At 61.0% G+C, this 23,542-nt stretch carries 23 protein-coding genes and 1 riboswitch; of the genes, 12 read left to right on the forward strand and 11 right to left on the reverse strand.

The window, feature by feature from the left end:
- Positions 1-170 precede the first annotated feature (170 nt).
- From DFO48_RS01510 to DFO48_RS01545, 7 genes are all read left to right on the forward strand, one after another.
- Positions 171-1,367 carry a PLP-dependent aminotransferase family protein gene (locus DFO48_RS01510; RefSeq protein ID WP_114862316.1) on the forward strand — a complete coding sequence of 399 codons (1,197 nt, stop codon included), beginning with the start codon at positions 171-173 and terminating at the stop codon, positions 1,365-1,367.
- Positions 1,364-1,585 (forward strand): SlyX family protein, encoded by a 222-nt coding sequence (locus DFO48_RS01515; RefSeq protein WP_114862317.1) that lies wholly within the window; start codon positions 1,364-1,366, stop codon positions 1,583-1,585. The genes DFO48_RS01510 and DFO48_RS01515 overlap by 4 nt, the downstream gene beginning before the upstream one ends.
- Before the next feature lie 800 nt (positions 1,586-2,385).
- The gene (locus DFO48_RS01525) at positions 2,386-3,618 is read left to right on the forward strand and encodes a SpoIIE family protein phosphatase (RefSeq protein WP_003079979.1); all 1,233 of its coding nucleotides are present in this window, start codon (positions 2,386-2,388) and stop codon (positions 3,616-3,618) included.
- Positions 3,619-3,633: 15 nt separating this feature from the next.
- A complete protein-coding gene (locus DFO48_RS01530; RefSeq protein ID WP_003079977.1) occupies positions 3,634-4,200 on the forward strand; it encodes a SiaB family protein kinase in 567 nt (188 codons plus the stop codon).
- Between the two features lie 34 nt (positions 4,201-4,234).
- A complete protein-coding gene (locus DFO48_RS01535; RefSeq protein ID WP_003079975.1) occupies positions 4,235-4,624 on the forward strand; it encodes a DUF1987 domain-containing protein in 390 nt (129 codons plus the stop codon).
- On the forward strand, positions 4,625-5,386 hold the full coding sequence (locus DFO48_RS01540; protein ID WP_114862318.1) for a GGDEF domain-containing protein: 762 nt from the start codon (positions 4,625-4,627) through the stop codon (positions 5,384-5,386). It abuts the gene before it with no gap.
- Positions 5,387-5,534: 148 nt separating this feature from the next.
- Positions 5,535-7,772 (forward strand): bifunctional diguanylate cyclase/phosphodiesterase, encoded by a 2,238-nt coding sequence (locus DFO48_RS01545; RefSeq protein ID WP_114862681.1) that lies wholly within the window; start codon positions 5,535-5,537, stop codon positions 7,770-7,772.
- A gap of 453 nt (positions 7,773-8,225) precedes the next feature.
- Here the strand turns inward: DFO48_RS01545 and DFO48_RS01555 are convergent, their stop codons facing one another.
- From DFO48_RS01555 to DFO48_RS01565, 3 genes are all read right to left on the reverse strand, one after another.
- Positions 8,226-8,369, reverse strand: coding sequence for a DUF3149 domain-containing protein (locus DFO48_RS01555; protein WP_003056033.1), 144 nt, complete (start codon positions 8,367-8,369; stop codon positions 8,226-8,228).
- Between the two features lie 216 nt (positions 8,370-8,585).
- Complete coding sequence (locus tag DFO48_RS01560) at positions 8,586-10,013, reverse strand: M20 family metallopeptidase (protein WP_003079967.1); 1,428 nt, start codon at positions 10,011-10,013, stop codon at positions 8,586-8,588.
- 90 nt (positions 10,014-10,103) lie between these two features.
- A complete protein-coding gene (locus DFO48_RS01565) occupies positions 10,104-11,129 on the reverse strand; it encodes a tripartite tricarboxylate transporter substrate-binding protein (RefSeq protein ID WP_114862682.1) in 1,026 nt (341 codons plus the stop codon).
- Between the two features lie 695 nt (positions 11,130-11,824).
- Here DFO48_RS01565 and DFO48_RS01570 point away from each other — a divergent pair.
- The 4 genes from DFO48_RS01570 to DFO48_RS01585 all read left to right on the forward strand — a co-directional run bounded on the left by DFO48_RS01570 (position 11,825) and on the right by DFO48_RS01585 (position 15,465).
- The gene (locus DFO48_RS01570; protein WP_003079964.1) at positions 11,825-12,727 is read left to right on the forward strand and encodes a glutamate ABC transporter substrate-binding protein; all 903 of its coding nucleotides are present in this window, start codon (positions 11,825-11,827) and stop codon (positions 12,725-12,727) included.
- 3 nt (positions 12,728-12,730) lie between these two features.
- Entirely contained in the window at positions 12,731-13,393 is a 663-nt protein-coding gene (locus DFO48_RS01575) for an amino acid ABC transporter permease (RefSeq protein ID WP_034349767.1), read from the forward strand.
- Positions 13,390-14,190 carry an amino acid ABC transporter permease gene (locus DFO48_RS01580; RefSeq protein WP_003079959.1) on the forward strand — a complete coding sequence of 267 codons (801 nt, stop codon included), beginning with the start codon at positions 13,390-13,392 and terminating at the stop codon, positions 14,188-14,190. Before DFO48_RS01575 ends, DFO48_RS01580 begins: the two co-directional genes overlap by 4 nt.
- A gap of 267 nt (positions 14,191-14,457) precedes the next feature.
- The gene (locus tag DFO48_RS01585; RefSeq protein ID WP_114862320.1) at positions 14,458-15,465 is read left to right on the forward strand and encodes a LysR family transcriptional regulator; all 1,008 of its coding nucleotides are present in this window, start codon (positions 14,458-14,460) and stop codon (positions 15,463-15,465) included.
- A gap of 118 nt (positions 15,466-15,583) precedes the next feature.
- Here DFO48_RS01585 and cobF read toward each other — a convergent pair whose 3' ends face one another.
- From cobF to cbiT, 4 genes are read right to left on the reverse strand one after another with little or no spacing between them, the layout of a single operon-like run.
- Positions 15,584-16,342, reverse strand: a complete 759-nt coding sequence (cobF, locus tag DFO48_RS01590) for a precorrin-6A synthase (deacetylating) (protein WP_114862321.1) — start codon at positions 16,340-16,342, stop codon at positions 15,584-15,586.
- Positions 16,342-17,136 (reverse strand): precorrin-4 C(11)-methyltransferase, encoded by a 795-nt coding sequence (cobM, locus tag DFO48_RS01595; protein ID WP_003079952.1) that lies wholly within the window; start codon positions 17,134-17,136, stop codon positions 16,342-16,344. The genes cobF and cobM overlap by 1 nt, the downstream gene beginning before the upstream one ends.
- Complete coding sequence (locus DFO48_RS01600; protein WP_003079950.1) at positions 17,133-17,576, reverse strand: cobalamin biosynthesis protein; 444 nt, start codon at positions 17,574-17,576, stop codon at positions 17,133-17,135. Before DFO48_RS01600 ends, cobM begins: the two co-directional genes overlap by 4 nt.
- Complete coding sequence (cbiT, locus tag DFO48_RS01605) at positions 17,573-18,769, reverse strand: precorrin-6Y C5,15-methyltransferase (decarboxylating) subunit CbiT (RefSeq protein ID WP_114862322.1); 1,197 nt, start codon at positions 18,767-18,769, stop codon at positions 17,573-17,575. The genes DFO48_RS01600 and cbiT overlap by 4 nt, the downstream gene beginning before the upstream one ends.
- Between cbiT and DFO48_RS01610 the strand changes: the two genes are divergently transcribed.
- Positions 18,762-19,517, forward strand: a complete 756-nt coding sequence (locus tag DFO48_RS01610; protein WP_114862323.1) for a cobalt-precorrin-6A reductase — start codon at positions 18,762-18,764, stop codon at positions 19,515-19,517. The two genes, cbiT and DFO48_RS01610, sit on opposite strands and share 8 nt — an antisense overlap.
- 31 nt (positions 19,518-19,548) lie before the next feature.
- Here DFO48_RS01610 and cobJ read toward each other — a convergent pair whose 3' ends face one another.
- Genes cobJ through DFO48_RS01630 form a run of 4 tightly spaced genes read right to left on the reverse strand, consistent with a single transcriptional unit; the run spans position 19,549 to position 23,068 of the window.
- On the reverse strand, positions 19,549-20,337 hold the full coding sequence (gene cobJ, locus DFO48_RS01615; RefSeq protein ID WP_114862324.1) for a precorrin-3B C(17)-methyltransferase: 789 nt from the start codon (positions 20,335-20,337) through the stop codon (positions 19,549-19,551).
- Positions 20,338-20,362: 25 nt separating this feature from the next.
- The gene (gene cobI / locus DFO48_RS01620) at positions 20,363-21,103 is read right to left on the reverse strand and encodes a precorrin-2 C(20)-methyltransferase (protein WP_003079943.1); all 741 of its coding nucleotides are present in this window, start codon (positions 21,101-21,103) and stop codon (positions 20,363-20,365) included.
- Between the two features lie 11 nt (positions 21,104-21,114).
- Complete coding sequence (locus DFO48_RS01625) at positions 21,115-21,744, reverse strand: precorrin-8X methylmutase (protein ID WP_114862325.1); 630 nt, start codon at positions 21,742-21,744, stop codon at positions 21,115-21,117.
- Positions 21,728-23,068 (reverse strand): nitrite reductase, encoded by a 1,341-nt coding sequence (locus DFO48_RS01630; RefSeq protein WP_114862326.1) that lies wholly within the window; start codon positions 23,066-23,068, stop codon positions 21,728-21,730. Before DFO48_RS01630 ends, DFO48_RS01625 begins: the two co-directional genes overlap by 17 nt.
- Before the next feature lie 128 nt (positions 23,069-23,196).
- Positions 23,197-23,437: riboswitch (cobalamin riboswitch) on the reverse strand.
- Positions 23,438-23,542 lie beyond the last annotated feature (105 nt).

A 23,542-nucleotide genomic window follows, 5' to 3' on the forward strand; every position in this document is an offset into this window, starting at 1 on the left:
TAACAATTGCTATCAACTTTTGAAAATTGGTAGGAGTTTGATTACTTGCTGCATGGAATAGCGCCTACATAAAAGCCACTTCCTGTCTCTGGGGCGATTCGCGCGCCACAATGGGCATCTGCCGCTCAAGCAGCGACGAGATTCCCGTAGCGCTTTAACCAAGAAAACGTATGCAATTTGCCAAACGACTCGATAACGTAGAAACCTCTGCGATCCGCGAACTCTTCAAGCTGCTGGGCAAGCCAGGCATCATCAGTTTTGCGGGCGGCTTTCCGGACAGTGCAATGTTTGACGTAACCGGGATCAGCGCTGCCTCTGCGGCAGCCCTGCAGCAGGAGGCGGGAGCCGCATTGCAGTACGGTGCGACAGAGGGTTACCAGCCGCTGCGCGAGCAACTGTCGTCCTTTATGGCCGGCAAGGGCGTGCCCGATGTGGCGCCTGATCAGCTCATCGTCACCACCGGCAGCCAGCAGGCGCTGGACTTGCTGGGCAAGACCATGGTGGGAGAGGGTGACAAGGTCATCGTCGAAGGCCCGACTTTCCTGGCCACGATTCAGTGTTTCCGCCTCTATGGCGCAGAGGTGATCTCCGCCCCTGTGGATGAGCATGGCGTGAAGACCGACGAGCTGGAAAAGCTGATTGCCGAGCACAAGCCCAAGCTGGTCTATCTGATCCCGACCTTTGGCAACCCCAGTGGTGCCATGCTGAGTCTGGAACGCCGCAAAAAGGTGTTGGAACTGGCCGTCAAGTACCAGACTCTGGTTGTGGAAGACGACCCCTACGGCGATCTGTACTTCAATGAAGCGCCTCCTGCCAGTCTGCTGTCACTGACACGCGAAGTCCCCGGCAGCCGCGAGTGGCTGGCGCACTGCGGTTCCTTGTCCAAGGTGCTTAGCCCTGGTCTGCGTATCGGCTGGCTGATTGCACATCCCGAATTGCTTGCTCGCGCAGTGATGTGCAAGCAGTTCAGCGATGCTCATACGAGCACCTTTGCCCAGGCCACTGCAGCTCAGTACCTGAAGTCCGGCGCCATGCCCAGGACCCTGGCCCATGTGCGCGAGGTCTATGCCAAGCGTGCCGAGACCATGGGCGATGCGCTGCGCGAGCAACTGGGCGATGCCGTCGAGTTCGTACAGCCTGCCGGCGGCCTGTTCATGTGGGTGCGTCTGACGGGCGCGCGTGGCCAATTGGCGGATGCGGCTGTGCTGGCCAAGAAGGCCATTGAAGAGGGTGTGGCCTTTGTGCCGGGCGCTCCGTTCTATGCACAAAACCCTGATACGGCGACCTTCCGCCTCTCGTTTGCCACGGCTGACGAGGACAAGATTCGCGCAGGTATTGCTCGTCTTGCCAAGGCGCTCAAGGCATGAGCGACAGTCACGAAGCGCTGCAAGAGCGAATCATGGAGCTGGAGATCAAGGCCAGCTACACCGAGGATTTGCTCGAACAACTCAATATGACGATCTACCGTCAGCAGCAGCAGATCGATCTGTTGATCAACGAGGTGAGGGAACTCAAGCGCCAAGCGCCAGAAGGCGGGGGGGCGGCGGTGCGCAATCTGCGCGACGAATTGCCGCCGCATTACTGACTGCGGCTGCGCCTGGAATTTCCGCTTGAGCTGCGGCAGATTCAAGATGCCTGCGGATGCTCGAGCCGCAGGCATCTCCGCTGCGGTTGCCTTCTCTGTTAGCGCAAAGCGGGCTTTGCCCGCATGAGATCGTGGGCGGCGCATCGCAGAGTGCCTATTTCTAAGTTTGAGGGAGGCCGGCGGCTCGAGCCAGCGATTGCCGGCCCGGCAAGGGCGGCACAGCCTTGTTTCAGCGCCGCAAGCTTTTTTCGGAGTGCCTGGTTTTTTGCGCTGGTAGGCGCGTGGCGGCAGGCCGCACCAGCACTTGAAGGCGTGGGCAAAGACGCGCTCCGATTCGTCGCCGTAATTCTCGGCGACCTGTACCTGAGGCAGGCCCGATTCCAGCAGCTTGCCCAGTAAGGCTGGGTGGGCTGGCCAAACGCTCGCCCCAAGCCTGGAATACCAAGCCCGGTATAGCGGCAGACATCGGACGTCCACACAACGGTCGCGATGACGATACCGCCTAGAACAGGGGGCAGGGGAACGGAAGTCACGTGGCGCTGATTCCAGTCACAAGCAGGATGCTTCGATGCTTCGATGCTTCGATGCAGCGTTCAAGGCTGGAATCTCTTTTGATTACGTATGCACTCAACCTGCGCTGTAAAGCGTCTTTGCTGAAACTCCACAGAGGCTGCAGGGGGCCGTTTCGTTCCTGTGAGCTGTTGAATGTGTCAGTGAAATGGCTTCACTATTGCTTTGTCATGAAATCGCCATATAGCGTGTGTAACATTTGCTCACAATGATTCCTATAGCGATGCTGCATGCCAGAAATCCCCGAGTATTTGAGCGACTTCCGGCCACGCTTTCGCCCACCGAGCGCTGCCGATCTCTGCACCGAGGTTCCGTGCATGACGACTGATGACACGAATGAGAAAGTCATGGAGGTTTTCAACCGCTACCGTGACCTTGTCAGCCTGCCTGTCGTTGAGGGCAAACAGCCCATCGGACTCATCAATCGCAACATCTTCCTGTCGCAGATGAGCAAGCAGTTCCGCATGGAGCTTTATGGTCGCAAGAGCTGTATCGCGTTCATGGATAAAGAGCCGCTGATCGTGGATGCAGCTTTGGACATCGAGGCGCTGACTTTCAAAACAGTGGAGTACGGCGAAAAAGCGCTGTCCGACGGCTTTATCGTTACCCGAGATGGTGTGTTTGCCGGAACAGGCAATGGGCTCCAGCTCATGCGGGTAGTGGCGGATATGCAGGCTTCGCGCAATCGCCAGATCATGCACAGCATCGAATATGCCAGCGTGATTCAGCAGTCGACACTTCGCAGCTCCCTGGATGCGCTCGCAAGAGCCTGTCCCGAAGCACATCTGGTGTGGGAGCCACGTGACATTGTCGGTGGCGATTTCTACCAGTTCAGCACCGACACCGATGGCTGGTTTGCGACCGTGGCTGATTGCACGGGGCATGGCGTGCCAGGTGCTTTCATGACCTTGATTGCGTCGACCAGCCTCAACCAGGCGATAGAGCAGAACGGGTCCCGCGATCCGGCCAGTCTGCTGGGGCATGTCAATCGCAGCATCAAGCAGATGCTGGGTCAAGTCGACGGTCAGGACGCAACACCGGGCTCGGACGACGGCATGGATGCGGCCTGCTTCTGGTTTGAGCCCGCAAGCGGGCGCTTGACCTTCGCGGGCGCACGACTGTCCATGTTCCTGCTGCGCCCTGATGCGGACACTGTTGAGATGCTGGAGGGGCAGCGCAAGGGAGTCGGCTATGTCGACAGCGAAATCGATTTCGCCTGGCTCAACCAGGAGGTAAGCCTTCCCCGCGGCACGCTTGTCTTTGTGAGCACCGATGGACTGATTGACCAGATCGGCGGGCCACGCGGTATCGCTCTTGGCAAGCGCCGGGTGCGGGAATCACTGCTTGAGCATCGACAGAAGTCTCCTTCAGAGATCAATATGGCCTTGCTCGAATCTCTGCGCGTCTGGCAAGGTGAACACCACCGCCGCGACGATCTGACTTTTTTCTGTTTTCGTGCCTAGTCTCAAGGCCCATATATGCCTTCCCCCATGATTGCCGAGAAGTACGGATCCTTCTTCAATTTGGCGCGCCAGCACCAAGTCATTTTCTATTACGTCGGGTATTTCTCGCAGCACATCGTTGCGGCCATGGCCGATGCAGTGAAGTTGCAGCTTGAAGTTGCCGGGGTTGCCGCTCCGACCCGGCGCAAGCTGTTTTCCTCGTTCGTGGAGATGGCGCAGAACATCATTCACTACTCAGCGGATTCGCTGACCCCCTCCAGTCTGAACAACGGGGAGCTACGTCATGGCTCGGTCTGCATTCGTCGAGAGGAGGACGGCAGCTTTTTGCTGCTTTGCGCCAATCCTATCGAGTCACTGATGGCCGAAGCGCTGCGGGTGAAACTGAATGCACTGCGGAGCATGACGCTTGAAGAGATCAAGCAAGCTTATCGACAGACACTTCGCGAGGAGACGCCTGAGGGAAGCAAGGGTGCGGGCATGGGTTTCTTGACCGTTGCCCGGGATGCCAGGGAGCCGTTGGAGTTCGACTTCGACGGGGAATCTGGCGATTCGCCTGTCTTCTACCTGAAGGCAGCCATATAGGCACAGCGAGACCGTCAACGAATAAAGAAAACTGATGGAAAACCTCTACATTGCCCCAACGCCCAGCTCTCCCGAGGTGGATTTCATTTTTGATGCGCATACCTTGAGCATGCGCGGCGAGTCCTATCCGGAAAATGCTGCAGCTTTCTACAGCGACATCATTTCTCGGCTCAAGGACTACCTGTCCGCACAGATAGAGACAACGATCGAAGTGAATATTGCGCTGGCGTATTTCAATAGCTCCAGTACCAAAATGCTCTTCAATTTGATAGAGGCTTTGAGCAACTGCGCAGAGGCCGGTAATCACGTGGTGCTCAACTGGTATCACGATGAAGAAGACGACACGATTCTTGAGTTCGGGCAGGAGCTGAGCGAGGATTTTCCCGCTCTCGAGTTTGTTGCCCATCCAGTTGGAGCAACCTGAATGGACAGCCCTGGCACTTCAGTGGCGCCAGATCTGTTTGAAGCAGAGAACCAGGCGCTGTTGACTGCGCGAGCGGCACATACCGGCTGCGCCTGCACAGTGCCATCTCAATGCAGACAGGCTTTGGGTGACCTGCTTCTTGCATACGAAAGGCTGTTGCGAGAAACACGCCGACTGGTGCGCCGCAGCGATCGCGCGGAACTGGAGATGAATCAGTTGAATTCCCGGCTTCAGGATCTGGCGGCAGAGCTTGAACATCGGGCTACTCACGACACGCTGACTGGTGTCCTGAACCGGGCTGCAGTCATCGAACTGGTGAACCAGTATTTTGTGCATGATGATCTTTCACTGATCGTGCTGGATATCGATCACTTCAAAAGAATCAACGACAGTTTTGGTCATCCGACGGGTGACAAGGTCATCCTCGGCGTTGTTGCCTGCCTTCAGGCCGTGGTGCCTTCCTCAGCGCAGATCGGCCGGGTCGGCGGTGAGGAGTTCACCGTTGTGCTACCTCGTCAGAGTGCGGACGTTTCCGAAAGACTTGCACAGGATCTCCGGCGCGCGATTGAGATCTGCGATTTCGGTCTGCCCGATGGAAGCGCTGTCACTGCCAGCTTTGGCGTGAGTTGGGCACCCCCGGGCGGCGATTTCGACAGCGCGTATGGCTTCGCTGACGAAGCGCTTTATGTCGCAAAGCGTGGCGGACGCAACCAGGTCTACCTCTCGTCGTGTTTTTTGCAATCTCTCGAGCATGAGACCTGAGCCAGCTCCAGGGGGGGATCAGTCGCGCCTGGTCTCCGCCGATGCAATGCCAAGCGCAGACTCGGCCTTTGGACCAAGGTGGCGCATCCTCATTGTGAGCGCAGATCCAGAGGTTCACGCGGCAAGCCGTTCCTCTTTGGATGCGCAGATGCTGTTCGAGCGCCCGCTGCTGTTTTTGAATGCGTTTTCTGGCGACGAGGCAAGACAGCTGCTTCTGAGCGAAACCGACCTGGCCGTGGTCATACTCGATCTTGCGATGGAGCGGGCGGGCGTGAGAATTGATCTGGTGCATTTCATACGCCATGCTGCGGCCCTGCGCAATACCCGCATCATTCTTCTGTCCGGCCAACCGGGGCAGGAGCCCGGGCTCGATGCACTGATTGAAAATGACATCAGTGATTACAGAACTAGAGCGGAACTGACTGCGGATCGGTTGCACGTCATCGTTGCCACGGCAGTTCGCTCCTATAAACAGCTGTGCGCGGCGGACACAAGCCGAGGCGGCCTGGAGCATGTTCTGCGATCCAGTGCATCTCTGCTGGAGATCAAGGATTGCTACGAATTCGCATCCGGCGTACTGACACAGCTGGCGGCTTTGCTGAAGGTTGCGCAAGTAGGTGTGGTGTGTGCTCAGGAGGTGGCCAATCCCGACGGCTGCTACTTCGTGCAGGCGGCAACGGGCCGATTCTCCGAGCTGATTGGGCGTCCTCTGGAGTTGTTGCCGCAGACATCGGAACTAGGCTTGCTAAGAAAGGCGGTTGAAGGCCGCTGCAATGTCTACGGCGAGACTGGCGGGCTGGCACTGCATATCGGCCACGATGATGGACAGAACTTCGTGGTGTTTATCGATGTGCCCAGGCACCATGCTGTGCTGCATCCGCAGCTGCTGGATGTCTTCTGTGCCAACCTGAGCACATTGCTGCATAACCGCGGTTTGCTCGGGCGCCTGAAAGAGAGTGCCTATCATGATCCTCTGGTGAATCTTCCCAATCGCGCCCATTTCGTCGAGGCAGTCGATGAATGCGCAAGACAGGGCTTGCACGACTACATTCTGGCGCTGATCGACATTGACGATTTCAGTGCTACGAACGACCTGATGGGGCATCTGTTCGGGGACCGTCTTCTGGAGCGCGTTGCTCGCTGTCTTGAAGATGTGCTGCCAGGCGATGTGCTGTTGGCCAGGCTGGGTGCAGACACCTTCGGGGTATTGGGGGCTATTGGACAGGTGCAGCCCAGGCGTCTGCTGGAGTGCGTGCGCCAACCGCTGAGTATTGATGGGGCTCCTTACAAGGTCTCGCTCACCTGTGGCTATGTGCTTTTGCCTCAAGAGTTTCGAGCAGGGGCGGACTTGGTCAAGGATGCCACGATTGCACTCAAGCGTGCGAAGCGAGATCACCGCGGTCAGGTGCTGCGGTACTCCGATCAGATGGGATCCGAGGCACGATCCAGGGCATTGTTGCTATCGGAACTCAGAGAGGCGATCGAGAACCGGGAGCTGTTTCTGGTATATCAGCCTCAGCTCAACCTGGTGACGCGTAGCGTCGTTGGAATTGAGGCGCTTCTGCGATGGCGTACGGAAGATGGCCGATTCGTGCCTCCGGACAAGTTCATCCCTGTTGCCGAGCACTCGGGTCTGATTGTGGCCCTTGGCCAATGGGTGCTCATGGCCGCATGTGCAGCGATGCGCGAATTGCTGGATGCAGGAGTCGCGCCTCAGCGCATCGCCGTCAATGTCTCGACGGTGCAGCTTCAGGACCCTGGATTCCTTGAGATCGTCTGCGCAGCACTCGCCAGCAGTGGTTTGCGAGGGGATCACCTTGAGCTGGAGATCACCGAATCAGTGGCGGCGCTTCCCACGGATTTGCTGAAATCAACGCTGTCGGCGCTGAGGGCAGAGGGCGTCTCCATCGCCATCGATGATTTCGGTACCGGGTACTCTTCGCTGAGCTATCTGGAGCAGCTTCCTCTGGATCGGATCAAGATTGACCGTTCCTTTGTATGTCAGCTTAGCGAACCGGACGGCGCACGGATAGCGGAAATGGTCGTTCAACTGAGTCGCAAGCTCGGGCTGAGCGTGCTCGCCGAAGGAATCGAGGACGCCACTGTGTGCCAGGCATTGCTCGCCATGGATTGTTATGAAGGACAGGGCTATCACATCGCGAGGCCCATGAACAAGAGCGCTCTCCTGGAATGGCTTCAGGCGCAGTGCCTCGATGCAGACGCAGAAAGTCGCACCCAACTGATGGCGCCACCGGTCGAACTCTCTTTTGATTCACGGGGTGCTGCCGCGTTCGGTGCGGAACAATCAGTAGCGGCTGTCCTCCCTGCAGTAAGCAGTTCCTCAAGACATGGTGTGCGAGACAGGGACCGGCATACATGCGCTTGACTTTGGCGCTTTCTTCCTGCTTGTGCCCTGGCGTACAGGTATTCCTGGCTGTCGGTCTTTATGTGGCCAACGTGGTGTTTGCCGCTGGCAAGGCGGATTGTGGCGCTGAACCCGAAGTGTTGGGGTGGGCCTGTGGCGCGCGCTTCACTGCAGCTGGATTTTCTTCGGCAAGTAAATGCCCCGAGCACTCTTGGTCGACTCTTGCTTCCTGACGTGTAAAGATTCAAGAATGCCTTGAAAAACAATAGCCAAGTCTTCGATACCTATCCGCAGAAAATCCTGGTAAGAAAAAAAGCCCCTGCAAGAGGGGCTGAGAGAGCTTGCACTGACTCCTTCGTCCTGGATATATAAATTGCCGGGGAGTAGCGAACTCATCGGCTTTTTGCGTTCAATCCAAGTTATCCCGCCAGCAACTCAAGGCAGTACCTACGCAGCATGCAGCGAAGCTCGGGACTATTCCAGCGGGGTGTTTGCAACGTTTTTCATCTTGCCCAGGAAGAGGCGGGTGAAGAATGCGGCCATGACGATGATCAGCACAATCACGGCAAGGCTCATCAGCCCGTAGTCGGTGGAAAAGAGATCGATCATCAGCTTCATGGTTCCTCCCTGTTGAGTCTCCGCAGTCTTGCGGGCATGTCTTACTATGGCTGCTTGGCCGGGCCGGGGGCTTGTGTTGCATCAAGCTTTGGCAGCCGTCGCGTTGAGGCAGAGCAAGCTGGTGTACAGGGGGAAGATCAATCCTGTCAGACGCTTTCAGGAAATCTGGCTGCGAAGTGCTGTGATCGTTTTCAGGGTAAGGGGCTCACTTCTCTCTTATTTGCGCAGAAAAGGCAAGGCTACCTCCGCGGGAATGGGGCAGACATAGGGCTTGCCTTCACGGCGCTGTAGCAACTCCTCCTTGGCGCGCTCCAGCAGTTCGGGCTGGGCGAACAGCTCCACGGCGGTGGCCGTGAGAATCTTTGCGGCGTGCACCATGCCGATGTGGGCCAGGCCGGACTGGCCTTGCGACACCATCTGCCAGGAGTGCAGCGGCGTGCCGAAGGCATAGCAGGCCACCCAGGCTTGAGCCGTGGGCGTAATCCAGCTCACATCGGCCACGTCGGTGGAGCCGAACATGATGTCTTTGGCGTTCGGGTCGTAGGGCGTCAGACCTTCAAAAATGGCTGGCACCTTGCCACGCAACACGCTCGCCAAAGGGCGGCTGACGGCATCGACATCGTTTTTGTCCAGCGTGGCCTGGAACTGGCCGGCAACAGCATGCGCCTGTGCATCGGCTTGCAACTGTCCCAGTGCCTGCATCTGCGCATGCATCACGCTGTTCAGCGTGCTGTTTTGCAGCAGATTGGAGCAGGCCTTGTCGAAGATGATTTCGAGCTTGCAGTCTGTCATCAGCGCGGCGCCACGCGCCACGTTCTGCACACGCTCATAGAGTTCGGCGGCTTCGTGGTTGCGTGCTGCCCGTACCAGATACAGCACTTCGGCGCGCGCTTGCACGACATTGGGCGACAGACCACCGCTATCGGTGACAGCGTAATGCACACGAGCGTCCGAGGGCATGTGTTCGCGCAGATAGTTCACCCCTACGTTCATCAGCTCCACTGCATCCAAGGCGCTGCGGCCCAGGTGGGGAGAGTGCGCAGCATGCGATGCCTTGCCGTGGAAGACAAACTTCGCCTGGATATTGGCCAGCGTGCTCTGGCTGAACAGACCGGTGTAGCTGGCTGGGTGCCAGGTCAGTGCTGCATCCACATCATCGAACACGCCGGCACGGGCCATGAAGGTCTTGCCGGAGCCGCCTTCCTCGGCCGGACAGCCGTAGTAGCGCACACGCCCATTCGTTCCGGTGCTTTTCAGGTGCTGCTGCAGAGCAATAGCGGCAAAGTGCGCCGAAGTGCCCAGCAGATGATGGCCGCATCCGTGGCCGGCCAGGCCGGGGCTTTCGGTGGACGGGGTGCACACCAGTGCACCGCTTTGCTGGTTCAGGCCTGATAGGGCGTCGTATTCACCCAACAAGGCAATGACCGGGCCGGTATCGCCCCATTCGGCCATGAAGGCGGTGGGGATGCCTGCCACATCGCGTGTGATGCGGAATCCAGCCTGCTGCAGCGCATCGATGTGGAGCTGGACCGAAGCATTCTCGGCATAGCGCAGCTCGGCCAGAGACCAGATCTGGTCGGCCAGCGCCGTCATGCGTGGTGTCTCACGTTGAAAGAAATTCTGCAGGGCGCTCATCGCTTGCATGGCAAAAGGGTCCTTGAGCTGTGGTGAAGAAGATGGGGCATGAGGAGGAAATTGGCCGACTGCAGCGAGCGCCGGCTGCAGGGCAGGCTCTTATTCGGGCTTGACGCCGGCCTTGTCGAGCAGGGCCTTGTTGCGCTTGAGTTCGGCGGCGATCTGGGCCGGGAACTGGGAGGGCGCCGTCTCGGTCGCCGTAGCGCCCAGATTCTTCAGATGCTTTTGCACCTCGGGCAGGTGGACGGCTTTGACAGCCGCATCCTGCAACTGCTTCACGATGGGGGCTGGTGTGTTGCTGGGGACGACCAGACCGAACCAGCTGATGCCCAGTTCGTTGAGTTCGTCGTAGCCCAGCTCCTTGAAGGTCGGTACATTGGGTAGGTCGGGCGAGCGGCCATGTGAGGCGACCACAACAGGCAGCAGCTTGCCACCCTTGATCTGCGGCATTGCCGAGGGCAGCTGGTCGGTCATGATCTGGACCATGCCGGCAAGGGCGTCATTGAGTGCAGGGCCGTTACCGCGATAGGGCACGATCTGAATCTGGGTCTTCATGGTTTCGTTGAACGAGGCAACCATCAGATGTCCCAGCGTTCCCAGTCCCGGTACTCCGGCGCTGTAGGTACCGGGCTGTGCCTTGATCTTGGCGAGGAAGTCGTTGAAGTTGTTCACGCCCATCTTGGGGTGGGCCATATAGACCGAAGGCATGGTCACCAGATTGGCCACCGGCAGCAGCTTGCCCTCAATCTTGCTGGCGCGTTTGTAGAGCAGGGGGTTGATGGTGGCCGTGCTCACGGTAGCCATGCCAATGCTGTAGCCGTCCGGAGCTGCCTGGGCGATGGCCTCGCTGCCGATCAGCCCTCCAGCGCCGCCCTTGTTGTCCACGATCACCGGTTGCCCCAGCGTGGTGCGCATGCCTTCGGCAATCACGCGTGCCACGATGTCGGTGGAGCCGCCGGCGGCAAAAGGTACGATGAGCTTGACAGGTTTGCTTGGATAGACCTCAGCGGCCAGTGCCTGCGGCGCGGCCAGGGTCCACAAGGAGCTGGCAATCGCCAGAGAGAGCAGGCCGACGCGGCGAGTGAGGCCATTTGTGCAGCCGCGAGTGCGTGAAGAGATGGACATGGAGGGCTCCTGAAAGATATCGGCCAATCCATGCCTACACCATCAGTGCTGTTCACGAATTTCTGCCGTCATGGGAATGAAATATAGAAATTTCGGAGCCTTGGCAGTACATGTTATTTGCGGTTAGCTATAAGCTTTGCCGATACCTTGGGTGCGCCTCTCTCTATGGAGTCTGATATTGACTGGTGAAAACCCTTATATTGCTAGCAATCATTGAGATCATTGATCACGTTTGCCATGGACAGTGCCTGGGACAGAGGTGCCGCTCAATATCGCTGGATCTATTTACGGGTCTTGTGTATTGGTTCACGCTCGGCGACAGCGGAGGTTTCGACTTCTCAAGCTGATGACTCGAAAGCTGCCGTCGAGGTTCTCTCAGCAGGTTGCCTTGGCGGTGTGATCGAGCGGCAGCAATATTGCCTTGTCTGCGGCCGGCGCTGCTTGGCCGGCTTGGGCACGAGCAATCGCATCGAGCTTGAGTTCAACTGTTCGCTAGTTGCCACAGCCGGACGCCGGGCGGGGCAGACTCTCGAATGATTGCTAGGCAAGGCCTGGGACTGTTGGCGGCGTCGTGCCGTGTTGGGGCACAAGGGCTGTATTGTGTGCACAATGGTGGCTCCGCTCGGACGAGCGGCTCGCGCATTCCAAATGCTGCTTTATATTGATTCGCGTCGCAGACCATCCAAGAAGACCGCATGTCGATCAAATCCATTCTGAAATCCACCGTGGTGGCACTGACGATCGTGACCGGTGGGTCGCTTTTCGCACAGGGCACTCCCATCAATGCAGCGGCCTATGACGCTCTGGTTGCGCAGGGGCCTGTGGCCGATGCGACGACCATCGCATCGAGCACCTGGGCCAGCAAGATCAAACAGGCTGGCATGCTGCGCCTCGGCAGCACGCAAACATCGAATCTTTTCTCGCTGCTCAATGAGAAAGACGGCAAGATCCGCGGCTTTGACCTGGGGCTGGCCCAGCTCATCACTCGCTACATTCTGGGCGACGCCGCCAAGTACCAGTTCACGCAGGTGACCTCGTCCACGCGTGAGCAGGTGCTTATCAATAATCAGGTGGACATGGTCTTCGCCACCTACTCCATCACTCCTGCTCGCGCCGAGAAGATCTCGTTTGCCGGCCCTTACTACACATCGCAGTCCGGCGTGCTGGTCAAGTCGAACAACAAGACGGTTCAGTCTTACAGCGACCTGGGCGGCAAGAAGGTGGCCACGCAAGCGGGCTCCACGGGGCCTGCGATATTGGCCCAGTATGCTCCCAAGGCTGTCGTGCAAGAGTTTCAGACACATCAGGAAGCCCTCGATGCACTGCGTCAGGGGCGCGTCGATGCCTACGTGACCGATTACACGCTGCTGCTCAACGCCCTGAGCCTTGGCACCAGCAACGCGCGGCTGGCGGGTGCGCCATTCGGCGCGCAGGACCCCTATGGAGTTGGACTGCCCAAGGGCTCGGACGGCGTAGCATTCATCAATGCCTTCCTGAAGAAGCTGGAGGCTGACGGTACCTGGGCCAAACTTTGGACTATCTCCATAGGGCAGCGTACCGGTAGCACGACTGTTCCGACGCCGCCCGCTCTGCCTTGAACGATGGGTGAGGTTTCCAGGCTCCTGGCCGACTATGGGCCTGCCTTCTGGCAGGCCCTCTTGCTGACATGGAAGCTTACGTTGGTGTCCTTTGTGCCCGGGGTTATGCTGGGCACGGTCGTCGCGGTGCTTAGGCTTATGCCATTGCCGCCGCTGCGCTTGGCACTGACCGTCTACGTCGAGATCTTCCGCAATATACCCAGCGTAGCGCTGCTGATCTTCATCGTTTTCGCGCTACCCGATCTCAACATCGTGATTGACTATGAGCCCAGCGTGATCCTGACGCTGACGCTGGTCTGCTCCGCATTCACGGCGGACTACCTGCGCTCGGGTATCAATACCATTCCCGGTAGCCAGATTGAGGCTGCGCTCAGCCTGGGCATGCGGCCGCTGCAGATTGTGTCTGCCGTGGTCCTGCCGCAGGCGCTGCGTTCGGTGGTGCAGCCGATGACTTCGCTGCTGATTGCATTGATGTTGTCGACTTCTCTGGCGTCGCAGTTGCCGTTCCCAGGCCGGGAGCTCACGGCGCTCGTATCCAAGATCGCCAACGACTCGGCGCTCGGCATTGCCGCGTTCGCAGTGGCTGCCACCATGTATGTGTTGACAGGCCTGCTCATCGCCTGGGCCGGCGCGGCTCTGGAAAAGAAAGTGCGGATACTGCGATGAGCCGTTCTCTGGAGGACATTCTGTTTGCTGCGCCAGGCCCCCAGGCCCGGGCCGTCACCAACGCGGTGAGCGTGATCGCCGCAGCCGTGCTGCTTTTGCTGGCGGTGGCAATTGTGTTCCGCTTCCATTCGGCAGGGCAGTTCGATGCCCCGTACTGGGAATTCTTTGCCTGGCCGACGACCTGGAGCTTTCTTGCCAAAGGACTGCTCGGCACGCTGGCATCGTCGGCGATGGCCGCCGTCATTGCTCTGGCCCTCGGGCTGGTGCTGCTGCTGGGGCGGCTGTCGCGGCTGAGGTTGATGCGTTGGCCCAGCATTGCTGTCATCGAGTTTCTGCGCGGCACGCCGACGCTGCTGCTCATCTATGTTTGCTTTCTGGTGCTGCCATCGGTCGGGATCAAGCTGAGCACCTATTGGATGCTGACCTTGCCCATAGGTCTGAGTACCGCAGCCGTGGTTGCCGAGGTATATCGTGCGGGCGTGCTCGCCGTTCCGCGCGGCCAGACCGATGCCGCGCGAAGCCTGGGGTTGACCGAAGTCCAGGTCTTTTTCTCCGTTGTCTTTCCTCAGGCCGTTCGCTACATTGTTCCGGCACTGGTTGCGCAACTGGTCATCGTGGTCAAGGACACCACCTTCGGCTATGTCGTCACCTATGGTGAACTCATGCAGAACGCCAAGGTGCTGATAGCGAACTACCACTCGCTGGTGCCGGTGTACCTGGTCGTGGCAGCGCTTTACTGCCTTGTGAACTATGCGATTTCAAAGGCGAGCCAGCGACTAGGTAGGCCCATGCATTGATCGCTTTCGGGAGGTTCGCGGGCGGCTGCTACGGCGCTCTGTTATTAGCAGGCGGGGCAATTGCCACGACAATGCGGTGTCGCAGCGTTTCCTCCGACAGCTCAAGCGGGAGTGAGTGCTTAGTCAGATGCGTGCACATTATCCGAATCACGGTCACTTCGATGCTCGATGCGAGCGGTCCGCTCTTGAACACCGGCTATGTTCGGTGCCGGCGTTGGCGAGAGGCTGCAACGAACTTTGTGGAAGCGATCGACACCCGTTGAAATCATGGCTGCTGACTCTTCTTTTTCCCAGATACAGGCCGGAGCAGGGGCTGCAAGCCCTGAGGGCCGCTTGCTCTTTTCCCGTATGGTCAAGCAGGTGCGGCTGCGTCAGTTGCAGCTTTTGCTGGCTTTGCAGCAATGCGGCTCGGTCATGCAGGCGGCAGTGGAGCTGAACATGAGCCAGTCAGCGGCTACCCAGGCCCTGGCCGAGCTTGAGCGGGTACTGGACATCAAGCTGTTCGAGCGCCATGCACGCGGCATGCGGCCCACTGTAGCAGGCCAGGCATTGATCGATGCGGCACGCGGCATGCTGGTGGGATTGCAGGAAGTGTCCGAATCGCTGGCCTCCATCCGTCGCGGGGCTTCGGCAGCGCTACGCCTCGGGGCCATTCCGGCAGCTGCGCTTTCGGTGCTGTCCCAGCTGCTGCCGCGCTTTTACGAGGCACATCCGCAGGTCTATGTGGATGTGCATGAGGACGCCAGCGCCCCTTTGCTGTCGCAGCTCATGGCTTCCGGTCTTGATGTGGTGTTCTGTCGCCAGCCCCAGCTTTTGCCGGTGGAGTTTTCCTTCGAGCCGCTGCTGCTGGATGCGGCCGTGGTGATTGCGGATGCTGATCATCCTCTCGTCGGGCGGTGCGATGTGCCGCTGCCTGCCTTGAGGGGCGCGCGCTGGGTGCTGCCGAGCTTTGGCATCGCGGTGCGCAATATCGTGGAGACCGAGGTGCTGCCCGTGCTGGAGGATGCCTCCTGGTTTCCGGCCTCCACCGTGTCCCTGCCCGTGCTGGAGGGCCTGCTCACCCAGCCTGGGGCCGTATCGCTGGTGCCCCGCAGCATCCTGCCGGGACTGCGTTCCCAGGGGCGTGTGCGTGCGCTGGATGTGCGTTTAGAGGGCGGTTTGCCGCCGCTGGGCGCGGTGTATCGCACAGATCATGCGCCAGCGCTGCTGCAGGAGATGCTCAAGCTCTGGCATCGGCTCGAGCTGCCTCATGCAGCAGTACCGGCGTCCGCATAGGCTGGCACCGGCAAGCAGGCTGAACGTCCCGGCCCATCGAGTCCTTGCAGACATGAAGCGCTTCACGCGCTGATCGGGTGTGACGGCCAGGCGACGGATGCGCCTTGGCAACCCAGGGTCAGGGGGCAGCGAACCTGCGCAGCAGGTAGATGTCCATGATCCAGCCATTTTGCTCACGGGCCTGGGCGCGCCTGCTGGTGATGTCTGGCGCGACATCGCAAAGCCTGCCGTGCATGAGCAATTGCTGGGGCATGCCGAGATAGGCGCCCCAGTAGATGTCGACATCGGTGTTTTGCAACTGCTCATAGCTGCGTTGACCATCCAGCATCACGACCAGGGTGTTCACCCCGGATGGCCAGCCGTTTTCGCGCAACTGGCGACCGGTGGTGATCAGAAAGGGTTCACCAATTTCATTGAGAGCGATGCCGTGGGCACTGCACAGCACCTGCATGGAGGTGATGCCGGGCACGACGCGCACCTGTTCGCGGGCCAGGCCCAGACGCGACGCAATGCGCAGCGTGCTGTCGTAGAGGGCCGGATCGCCCCAGACGAGCAGGGCCACGCGTCCCGAACGAGCAGGCAGATGGTGCTGAAGACTGGCTTGCCAGCACCGGGCAATGGCATCGTGCCATTCATCCACCTGCTGGTCGTAGTCCGATCCCTCCTGGCGGCGTTGGGGCATGTCAAAGTGAGCAATTCGGCTCTCTTCCACGGCCAGGCTTTGCAGCAGCGACAGACGGACTTGAGCCAGTTCGGACTTGCTGTCTTCCTTGTGCGGCAGCAGAACCAGGTCGGCGCTGCGAATCGCTTTTTCGGCTTCCCGGGTGAGGTGATCGGGGTTGCCGGTGCCGATTCCGATCAGAAACAGCTCCAGCATCAGGCGCCTTCGGTTCCGCGAGGGAAGCGCGGTTCGTCGCCGCGCGGACGGTAGCGGCGATCGTAGTCATTGGCATAGAGTCGGCTGTTGCCGAAGTCCTGCTGGCTCAGCGTGGCACCGACCAGAATCAGCGCGCTGCGCTGCAGCGGATTGGACTGGGCTGCGCTGGCAATATCTCCGACACGGATGCGCAGCAGCTGCTCATCGGGCCATGAGGCACGCCAGACAATGGCTGCAGGGCAGTCTGCGCCGTAATGACTGGTGAGTTCCTGCTGCACCTGCTCGGCCACATGGACCGACAGGTGAATGGCCAGCACGGCGCCGGTCGCCGCGAAGGCGGCCAGGGTCTCGCCCTCGGGCATGCTCGAGGCCCGGCCCGAGGTGCGTGTCAGCACCACCGACTGGCAGGAGCCGGGCAGAGTCAGCTCGGCTTCCAGCGCAGCGGCTGCGGCACTGAAAGAGGGGACGCCGGGTGTGACGGTGTAGGGGATGTCCAGTTCGCGCAGGGCGCGCAGCTGCTCTCCCATGGCAGACCAGATGCTCAGATCACCGGAGTGAAGGCGGGCGACATCCTGCCCTTGCTCATGTGCGGCCCGGATTTCGGCCACGATGTCTTCCAGCGACATGGGGGCGGTGTTGACGAGACGGGCACCTGCAGGGCAGTGCGCCAGCAGCTCGCTGGGTACCAGCGAGCCTGCGTACAGGCACACAGGCGAGGCGGCCAGCAGATCACGCCCGCGAACGGTGATGAGGTCGGCCGCACCGGGGCCGGCTCCGATGAAATGAACGGTCAAGGAAAAACTCCAGGGATCAATGAGGTGGGCAGCGGCAGGCCGGCAATCGCCAGCGTGGCCCGTCGGTCTGCCGAAACGGTGCGCAGCACCAACAGCCGGCTTGAGGCATTGGCAGCGCTGGCATGCAGGGCCAGGGCTTCCGCGACGCTGCCGGTGGCAAAGCGCTGTTGCAATCTTGGGGAATGCGACGGCGTGGCGATATGCGCAATCGCGCTGTCGGCAAAGCTTTCCCAGTCTATCTGCGCAAGCCTCTGGCGGGCCCAGTCTTGCAGGGCGCCAGCCGCCAGCGTTTGGCTTTTGCTGGAGAGCAGGGCGAAGGTCCAGCGGCAGCCGGCCGTGTCTGCGCTCGCCAGGGCCTGGGTGGCCTGGCTCCAGCAGCTTTCGAATGATTGAGGCAAGGCGCCGGCTTGAAAGCCCCAGCCTGCGAACAAATATCTCATCGGCTGCTCCAGACCCACTGAACCAGAGGGCGAGACGGGGTCCAGGAATGCATGCTGCCCAGGCTCTGAGCTTCGCTCCATTGCAACTGATACAGCTGGCCGCCATGCGTGCGGTGCAGCTCCAGCAGCAGCGCCTGGGTGTGCAGCGCCACGGCATTCACCACCAGCCGCCAGGGCCCGGGAAGGCGCATGCAGAGGGCGTTGAACAGCTCGGCGCTAAAGCCTCCGCCGACAAAGACGGCCTGAGGCTCTGGCTGCAGACGAGGCAGGGCTGTCAGGGCGTGGTCATGAACCACTTCGATCGCTGCCGCATAGTGCTCAGCATTCTGCGCAATATTGGTTGCACGCGCGGCATGCTGCTCCACGCAGATAGCCTGGCCGCCAGCCAGGCACCACTCGACGGCGACCGAGCCCGAACCTGCCCCCAGATCCCAGAGCCACTCGCCTTTTCGCGGTGCCAGCGCGGCCAGCGTCATGGCGCGCACCGGGCTTTTGGTGATCTGCCCGTCATGTGCAAACTCACTGACGGGCCGGCCTGGCACCTGGGACAGACCTTTTCCGCCGCGCGCTTCGAAAGCAGCAGTCACGGGGGCCTTGGCCGGCTGGGCTGCCAGCAGCGCGGCCAGCTCGCGCACCGTGCCGGAGCGGATGTCCTGCTGATCGCTGCCTGCCTGCTCCACCAGCCACAGCGGGCTGTCGCCCCAGCCTTGCTGCAGCAGCCATTGCGCCAGGGTGTGAGCGGCCGGGCCGTCACGCAGCAGGCAGATGAAGCGCTCGTGAGGCGCCAGCAGAGGCGTCAGGCTGCTCAGGCTGCGGGCATGCAGGCCCAGACAATGGGTGCGCTCCTGGGACCAGCCCAGCTCGCCTGCAACCCAGGAAAATGTCGAGGCTTGAGGGTAATTGCGCCACTCGCCCAGTTCCAGGTGCCTGGCCAGCGATGCCCCGGCACCGAAGTGAAACGGATCGCCGGACACCAGCACGGCCACGCCATGCTGTCCACGCAGTTGCAGCACGGGCTCGACGCTGAAGGGGACGGGCCAGGCCCTGCCGCGCGTCCCTGCTTGCGCCAGCGCCAGATGACGCGGACTGCCGAACACAACACTGGCATCATCCAGGGCTCGTCGCGCTGCAGGGCTCAGGCCTTCCAGCCCTGATGGATGAATTCCGATAATTGAAAGCCACGGATTGGCCATGACCCAAGTTCTCCTGTTAGGCGGCACTTTCGATGCCTATATGTTGTCCACGCTGCTGCACGAGGCCGGGGTGCAAGCCATCTATTCCTATGCCGGGGCCACCCAGACGCGCCGTACTCCGGCCCTGCCTGTGCGTGTGGGTGGCTTTGGTGGCGTGCAGGGGTTGGTCGATTATTTGCGTGCTCAGCGCATCACCCATGTGATTGACGCCACCCACCCCTTCGCGGCACAGATGAGTGCCAATGCCATCGCGGCCTGCGCCCAACTGGATCTGCCCTTGCTGTCCATGGAGCGGCCAGCCTGGCAGGCGCAGCCCGGCGATCAATGGCGGCATGTGCCGGATATGGCGGCTGCCGCCAAGATCCTGAGCCCCATGCTCAAGCGGGTGTTTCTGGCCATAGGGCGCAAGCAGCTGGCGGCGTTTGCGGGCCTGGCTGGCGAGCACCAGTTTGTGCTGCGCGTCATCGACCAGGAGGGCGGCGCCTTGCCGTTGCCGGCATCCAGCTATGAGCTGATCGTGGCGCGCGGTCCGTTTCAGCTCGCCGATGAGCTGGCGCTGCTCAGGCAGTACCGCGTCGACTGCATCGTCAGCAAGAATGCCGGTGGCGCAGATACCTATGCCAAGGTCGAGGCCGCGCGGCAACTGGGCATTCCGGTCATCATGGTCGACAGACCGGTGCTGGCGCCGCGCGCCCAGTGCCAAAGCCCGCAACAGGCCATGGAGTGGCTGCACCGGCAGCGCTGCTGAGCACTTTTGCCCGGCAGGACCTTGCGCGTACTCAGGCATGGTCTGTCACGGCAGAGGTAGCGCAGTTGCCGGCCTCATAACTGCGCGGGGTGTAGACATGCTTGCCCACCTGGCGAGTCTGGCTGTTGCCCACGATCACCACAGTGCGCATATCGGCCATATCGGCCCGTGCATGCAGCAGCCGCACGACCTGCAGCGTCTCATCGGGGCGGCTGACGTTGCGGGCAAAGCAGATCAGGCGCTCGGGCTCGCACTCCTGGTGCAGTACCTGCAGGGCGCGCGAGAAGCCTTCGGGGCGCGAGCGCGAGCAGGGGTTGTAGAAGGCCATGGCGAAATCGGCCTGGGCGGCCAGACGGATGCGGCGCTCGATGATGCTGGCGGGTTTGAGGTTGTCGGACAGATTGATGGTGCAGAAGTCATGTCCCAAGGGGGCGCCCAGGCGGGCTGCTGCTGCCAGCATGGCGGTGATACCCGGCTGCACCTGCACATCCACGCCCTGCCAGTGGGCATGCTCCTCGGGGCTGGCCTGCTCCAGCGTCTCGAACACGGCACTGGCCATGGCGAACACGCCGGGGTCGCCTGACGAGAGCATCAGCACCTTGCGGCCCTGGGCTGCAAGATTCAAGGCGTCGCGTGCGCGATCAAGTTCCTCGCGGTTGTCGCTGGCATGCAGTTGCAGGTGCTCCAGGCCCTGCAGCCGCGCCACATAGGGAAAGTAGCCGAATGCGTCGCTGGCGCTGGCAATGCTGTCGCGTACCTGCTGCGTCAGCAAGGCATCATCGCCCGGGCCCAGTCCGAGCACCAGGAGTTGTGGAGGCATTGAGGTCTTGCTCATGGCGGCGCGATCACATGTCATTGGCAGGGCGGCGGCCCTGGCCGTGCACGACGATGATGGCGAAGTAAGGGCAGCGCTCGGGCGCATCGCGCAGCGGCATGACCTGCTGATCGCTCATGGTGCCGTTGATGACCAGCCAGGCACGGTCCAGCTTGCCTTGCTCGTCCAGCAGCGCACGGATGCGGCCCAGATGGCGTCCCACCTTCATGATGACCAGCGCGTCCGAGCGCGCCATATGCTCGCGCAGCGGCGTATCGGGCAGGGTCGCGGGCAGCACGCTCATCACATCGTCACCCCAGGTCATGGGGATGCCGGTGGCATGCCAGCAGCCCACCATGCCGGGTATGCCGGGCAGCACCTCCACGGTTACCTGTTCCGCCTGGCGCAGACGCACATAGAGGTGCATGAAGGAGCCGTAGAAGAACGGATCGCCTTCGCAGAGCACGATCACATCTTCGCTGCGCGTCAGTTGCGTCAGCCGGGCCTGCCAGTCCTGATAGAAACTGGACAGCTGGGCGATGTAGCGCGGGTCGTCATGCGGAATTTCCGTGGTCAGCGGGTACTCCATCGGGTACTCCGTGACCTCGGCATGCAGCAGGCCGTTGACAAGTTGCCGTGCCTTGCCCGGGTGACCGCGCTTGCGGAAGTAGGCCACATGACGGGCGTTTCTCAGCAGGCGGTCGGCCTTCACGCTCATCATGTCGGGATCGCCGGGACCCAGTCCCACGCAGAAGATTTTTCCGTGATTCATGGTGACTCTTCCTACTCCACCGTGGTTGCCAGCGCGTTGATGGCGGCAACCGTGATGGCGGAGCCGCCGAGGCGCCCTTGCACGATGGCAAACGGAATCTGTCCCCATTCGCGCAGCGCGTCCTTGGACTCAGCAGCTCCCACAAATCCGACCGGGCAGCCGACGATGGCAGCCGGGCGCGGGCAGTCCGGGTCCTGCAGCATATGGAGCAGATGAAACAGGGCCGTCGGCGCATTGCCGATGGCGACCACGGCGCCGTCCAGATGCTCGCGCCACAGCTCCAGTGCTGCGGCGCTGCGGGTGTTGCCCATGTCGGCGGCCAGCGCTGGCACACGCGGGTCCTGCAGGGTGCAGATGATGGGGTTCTGGGCCGACAGGCGCTTGCGCGTGATGCCCTCGCTGACCATGCGTGCATCGCAGAGCACGGGTGCTCCGCGCTGCAGCGCGGCTTCCGCCACTTCGGCAAAGGTCGGGGAGAAATGGATATGCGCGGCCAGCTCCACCATGCCGGCTGCGTGAATCATGCGGCAGGCGACCCGCTCTTCCAAGGGGTTGAAGCGCTTGAGATCGGCCTCGCGGCGGATGATGCTGAACGATTGCCGGTAAATCTCTTCACCGCACTTTTCATAGTTGTAGGTCATTGAGTTGTTGCTGTATCTCGTGAGGATCGGAGTTCAGAGGCCGATAGGGAATGGATACCCGGGCCGACGGTTGTGCTTCGGCGGGGCTGGCGTGCAGCCATATCTGGCCCGCTGTGTCCCGGCTGGCAAACACCACATTTGTCGCATCGGCAGGCAGGGCACAGAGCTTGGCGCAGCCGCTGATATGAAGATGGCGGTCTGCCGCCTGTGAGCTGGCGAACCGCAAGGCCATGGACTGGGCCGGGATATGGGCCTGAGGGCAGTGGGGGGCGCCGGTGCAGGCCGAGACCCGCAGGCGCACATCCGCGGACTGGCTGATCCAGTCCCTGGCATCGAGCCGGGCAGGCAGTGAATCCAGATGCTTGTTCGGCAGAAGCAAGGATTTCCAGGGCGTGACCCGGATCTCCGCTTGTTCGGGCATGAGAGCTGCCAGCTTCTGTATGGCCCATGCGTCCAGGCGCCCCAACGGGGCGCCGAGCAGCAGGCCGTGAGGGTTGAGCGCTCCGGGCCGCAATGACCTGGCAGCGTTCCTTTCCAGAGTCCGGGGCTCAAGGTGATGACTGGCTTTGGCGAGTCCGCAGGCCTGAAGGTCGATGGGCTTTGCAAGGCCGCGCAATCGGCCCGCCGCCTGCGCGCCACGCTCACGGGCAAACCACAGGGCAATCTGTAGGGCAGCCTGCACGGCAGCCGGTCCAGTCTCAAAGCCGTACCAGTCCTCCGACTGGCCCAGGGCAAGCCCATAGCCTCCATCGGCGCAGGCCCATAGCTGAAGGTCGGAACTCAGGCTTTGGAGATGGCACTGCGGATCGTCGACCAGCATGTCGAATTTGCCGGGTAGGGCCGGAATGTCCTGCTGTTGAAGGGCCAGGGGAGTCAGATCACGCGCCGCTGCCCCGGAAAGCGCCAGAGCCAGTGCATGGGTGCGATCTCCTCTGGCATAGAACGGAGTGCAATGCACGGCAGGCGCCAGATCTGCCTGTTCATTGGCAGGGGCCAGCCTGGATACAACGAGCGCTGCGCGCAAGGCAGGCAGTGCCGATTCGTGCACGCCGCGCAATTGCAGATTGCCGAGCCGGGTCAGCTCGATCTGGCCCGAGGCATGGGTTCGTGCGAGCTCGGCCAGTACCAGCCACTGAACGGCGCTCAGAGACGCACAGCGAGGGCGTACACGAACGATCCAGCCGTCCTGTGCCTGCATGGGCTTCCAGGTGCTGGGGCACCAGCCGCGAATCTGAACGGTCTCAGGGCTGGACAAGCGCTGCTCCAGGCGACGAGGCCAGGGCACGGCCGGCCCGCTGGGACAAATCTGACTGGAAAATTCCATGCAACATAGGTCATCCAAGGTCGGTTTGGCCGATACCCGGGCCAGACAAACAAAATGTGCAGAGGGAAATGAAGAGGTGATGAGCCGCACGCAGGCGCTGGCATATCACAAGCCACATGCAATCCCGCTGCGCCTTGTACACATCAGGCCGGTCTCCGGACTTACAGAGCCCACCTGAGGGTGGCATGTCGATGCGCCTTCCCGCTTTCGCAGTGGCGGCCATGGCCGTGGGCCAGAGCGAGCATCGCCATATCTCTGATTACCGTTGCGGGTGCAGTGCAGGATTGATGGAGACTCCATTGACCTGCTTCTCGTTTCACCTCCGCGTGCAAAAGCACGCTATGAGGCACCTGTGGTGGCGCGATCTTACGCGATAACCTGGTCCACACGGCCGAACTCATCGGCCTGGCAGCCGCTTTCCTGCCGCCTGTGCGGTGACAGGGTATCGATAGGGCGGGCAGGGGGCGTTATACC

The sequence above is a fragment of the Comamonas sp. AG1104 genome (genome assembly GCF_003350425.1).
GTDB classification, from domain to species: domain Bacteria; phylum Pseudomonadota; class Gammaproteobacteria; order Burkholderiales; family Burkholderiaceae_C; genus Comamonas; species Comamonas testosteroni.

What these genes read in the sequence shown, in the direction of transcription:
- cbiT (WP_114862322.1), bottom strand. Translation starts at nt 18,769, where the DNA reads ATGGCCAATCCGTGGCTTTCAATTATCGGAATTCATCCATCAGGGCTG.
- DFO48_RS01625 (WP_114862325.1), bottom strand. Translation starts at nt 21,744, where the DNA reads ATGACCTACAACTATGAAAAGTGCGGTGAAGAGATTTACCGGCAATCG.
- DFO48_RS01515 (WP_114862317.1), top strand. Translation starts at nt 1,364, where the DNA reads ATGAGCGACAGTCACGAAGCGCTGCAAGAGCGAATCATGGAGCTGGAG.
- DFO48_RS01540 (WP_114862318.1), top strand. Translation starts at nt 4,625, where the DNA reads ATGGACAGCCCTGGCACTTCAGTGGCGCCAGATCTGTTTGAAGCAGAG.
- DFO48_RS01585 (WP_114862320.1), top strand. Translation starts at nt 14,458, where the DNA reads ATGGCTGCTGACTCTTCTTTTTCCCAGATACAGGCCGGAGCAGGGGCT.
- cobI (WP_003079943.1), bottom strand. Translation starts at nt 21,103, where the DNA reads ATGAATCACGGAAAAATCTTCTGCGTGGGACTGGGTCCCGGCGATCCC.
- DFO48_RS01530 (WP_003079977.1), top strand. Translation starts at nt 3,634, where the DNA reads ATGCCTTCCCCCATGATTGCCGAGAAGTACGGATCCTTCTTCAATTTG.
- DFO48_RS01510 (WP_114862316.1), top strand. Translation starts at nt 171, where the DNA reads ATGCAATTTGCCAAACGACTCGATAACGTAGAAACCTCTGCGATCCGC.
- DFO48_RS01525 (WP_003079979.1), top strand. Translation starts at nt 2,386, where the DNA reads ATGCCAGAAATCCCCGAGTATTTGAGCGACTTCCGGCCACGCTTTCGC.
- DFO48_RS01630 (WP_114862326.1), bottom strand. Translation starts at nt 23,068, where the DNA reads ATGGAATTTTCCAGTCAGATTTGTCCCAGCGGGCCGGCCGTGCCCTGG.
- DFO48_RS01535 (WP_003079975.1), top strand. Translation starts at nt 4,235, where the DNA reads ATGGAAAACCTCTACATTGCCCCAACGCCCAGCTCTCCCGAGGTGGAT.
- DFO48_RS01580 (WP_003079959.1), top strand. Translation starts at nt 13,390, where the DNA reads ATGAGCCGTTCTCTGGAGGACATTCTGTTTGCTGCGCCAGGCCCCCAG.
- DFO48_RS01600 (WP_003079950.1), bottom strand. Translation starts at nt 17,576, where the DNA reads ATGAGATATTTGTTCGCAGGCTGGGGCTTTCAAGCCGGCGCCTTGCCT.
- DFO48_RS01555 (WP_003056033.1), bottom strand. Translation starts at nt 8,369, where the DNA reads ATGAAGCTGATGATCGATCTCTTTTCCACCGACTACGGGCTGATGAGC.
- DFO48_RS01545 (WP_114862681.1), top strand. Translation starts at nt 5,535, where the DNA reads ATGCTGTTCGAGCGCCCGCTGCTGTTTTTGAATGCGTTTTCTGGCGAC.
- cobF (WP_114862321.1), bottom strand. Translation starts at nt 16,342, where the DNA reads ATGCTGGAGCTGTTTCTGATCGGAATCGGCACCGGCAACCCCGATCAC.
- DFO48_RS01560 (WP_003079967.1), bottom strand. Translation starts at nt 10,013, where the DNA reads ATGCAAGCGATGAGCGCCCTGCAGAATTTCTTTCAACGTGAGACACCA.
- DFO48_RS01565 (WP_114862682.1), bottom strand. Translation starts at nt 11,129, where the DNA reads ATGTCCATCTCTTCACGCACTCGCGGCTGCACAAATGGCCTCACTCGC.
- DFO48_RS01570 (WP_003079964.1), top strand. Translation starts at nt 11,825, where the DNA reads ATGTCGATCAAATCCATTCTGAAATCCACCGTGGTGGCACTGACGATC.
- DFO48_RS01575 (WP_034349767.1), top strand. Translation starts at nt 12,731, where the DNA reads ATGGGTGAGGTTTCCAGGCTCCTGGCCGACTATGGGCCTGCCTTCTGG.
- cobJ (WP_114862324.1), bottom strand. Translation starts at nt 20,337, where the DNA reads ATGCCTCCACAACTCCTGGTGCTCGGACTGGGCCCGGGCGATGATGCC.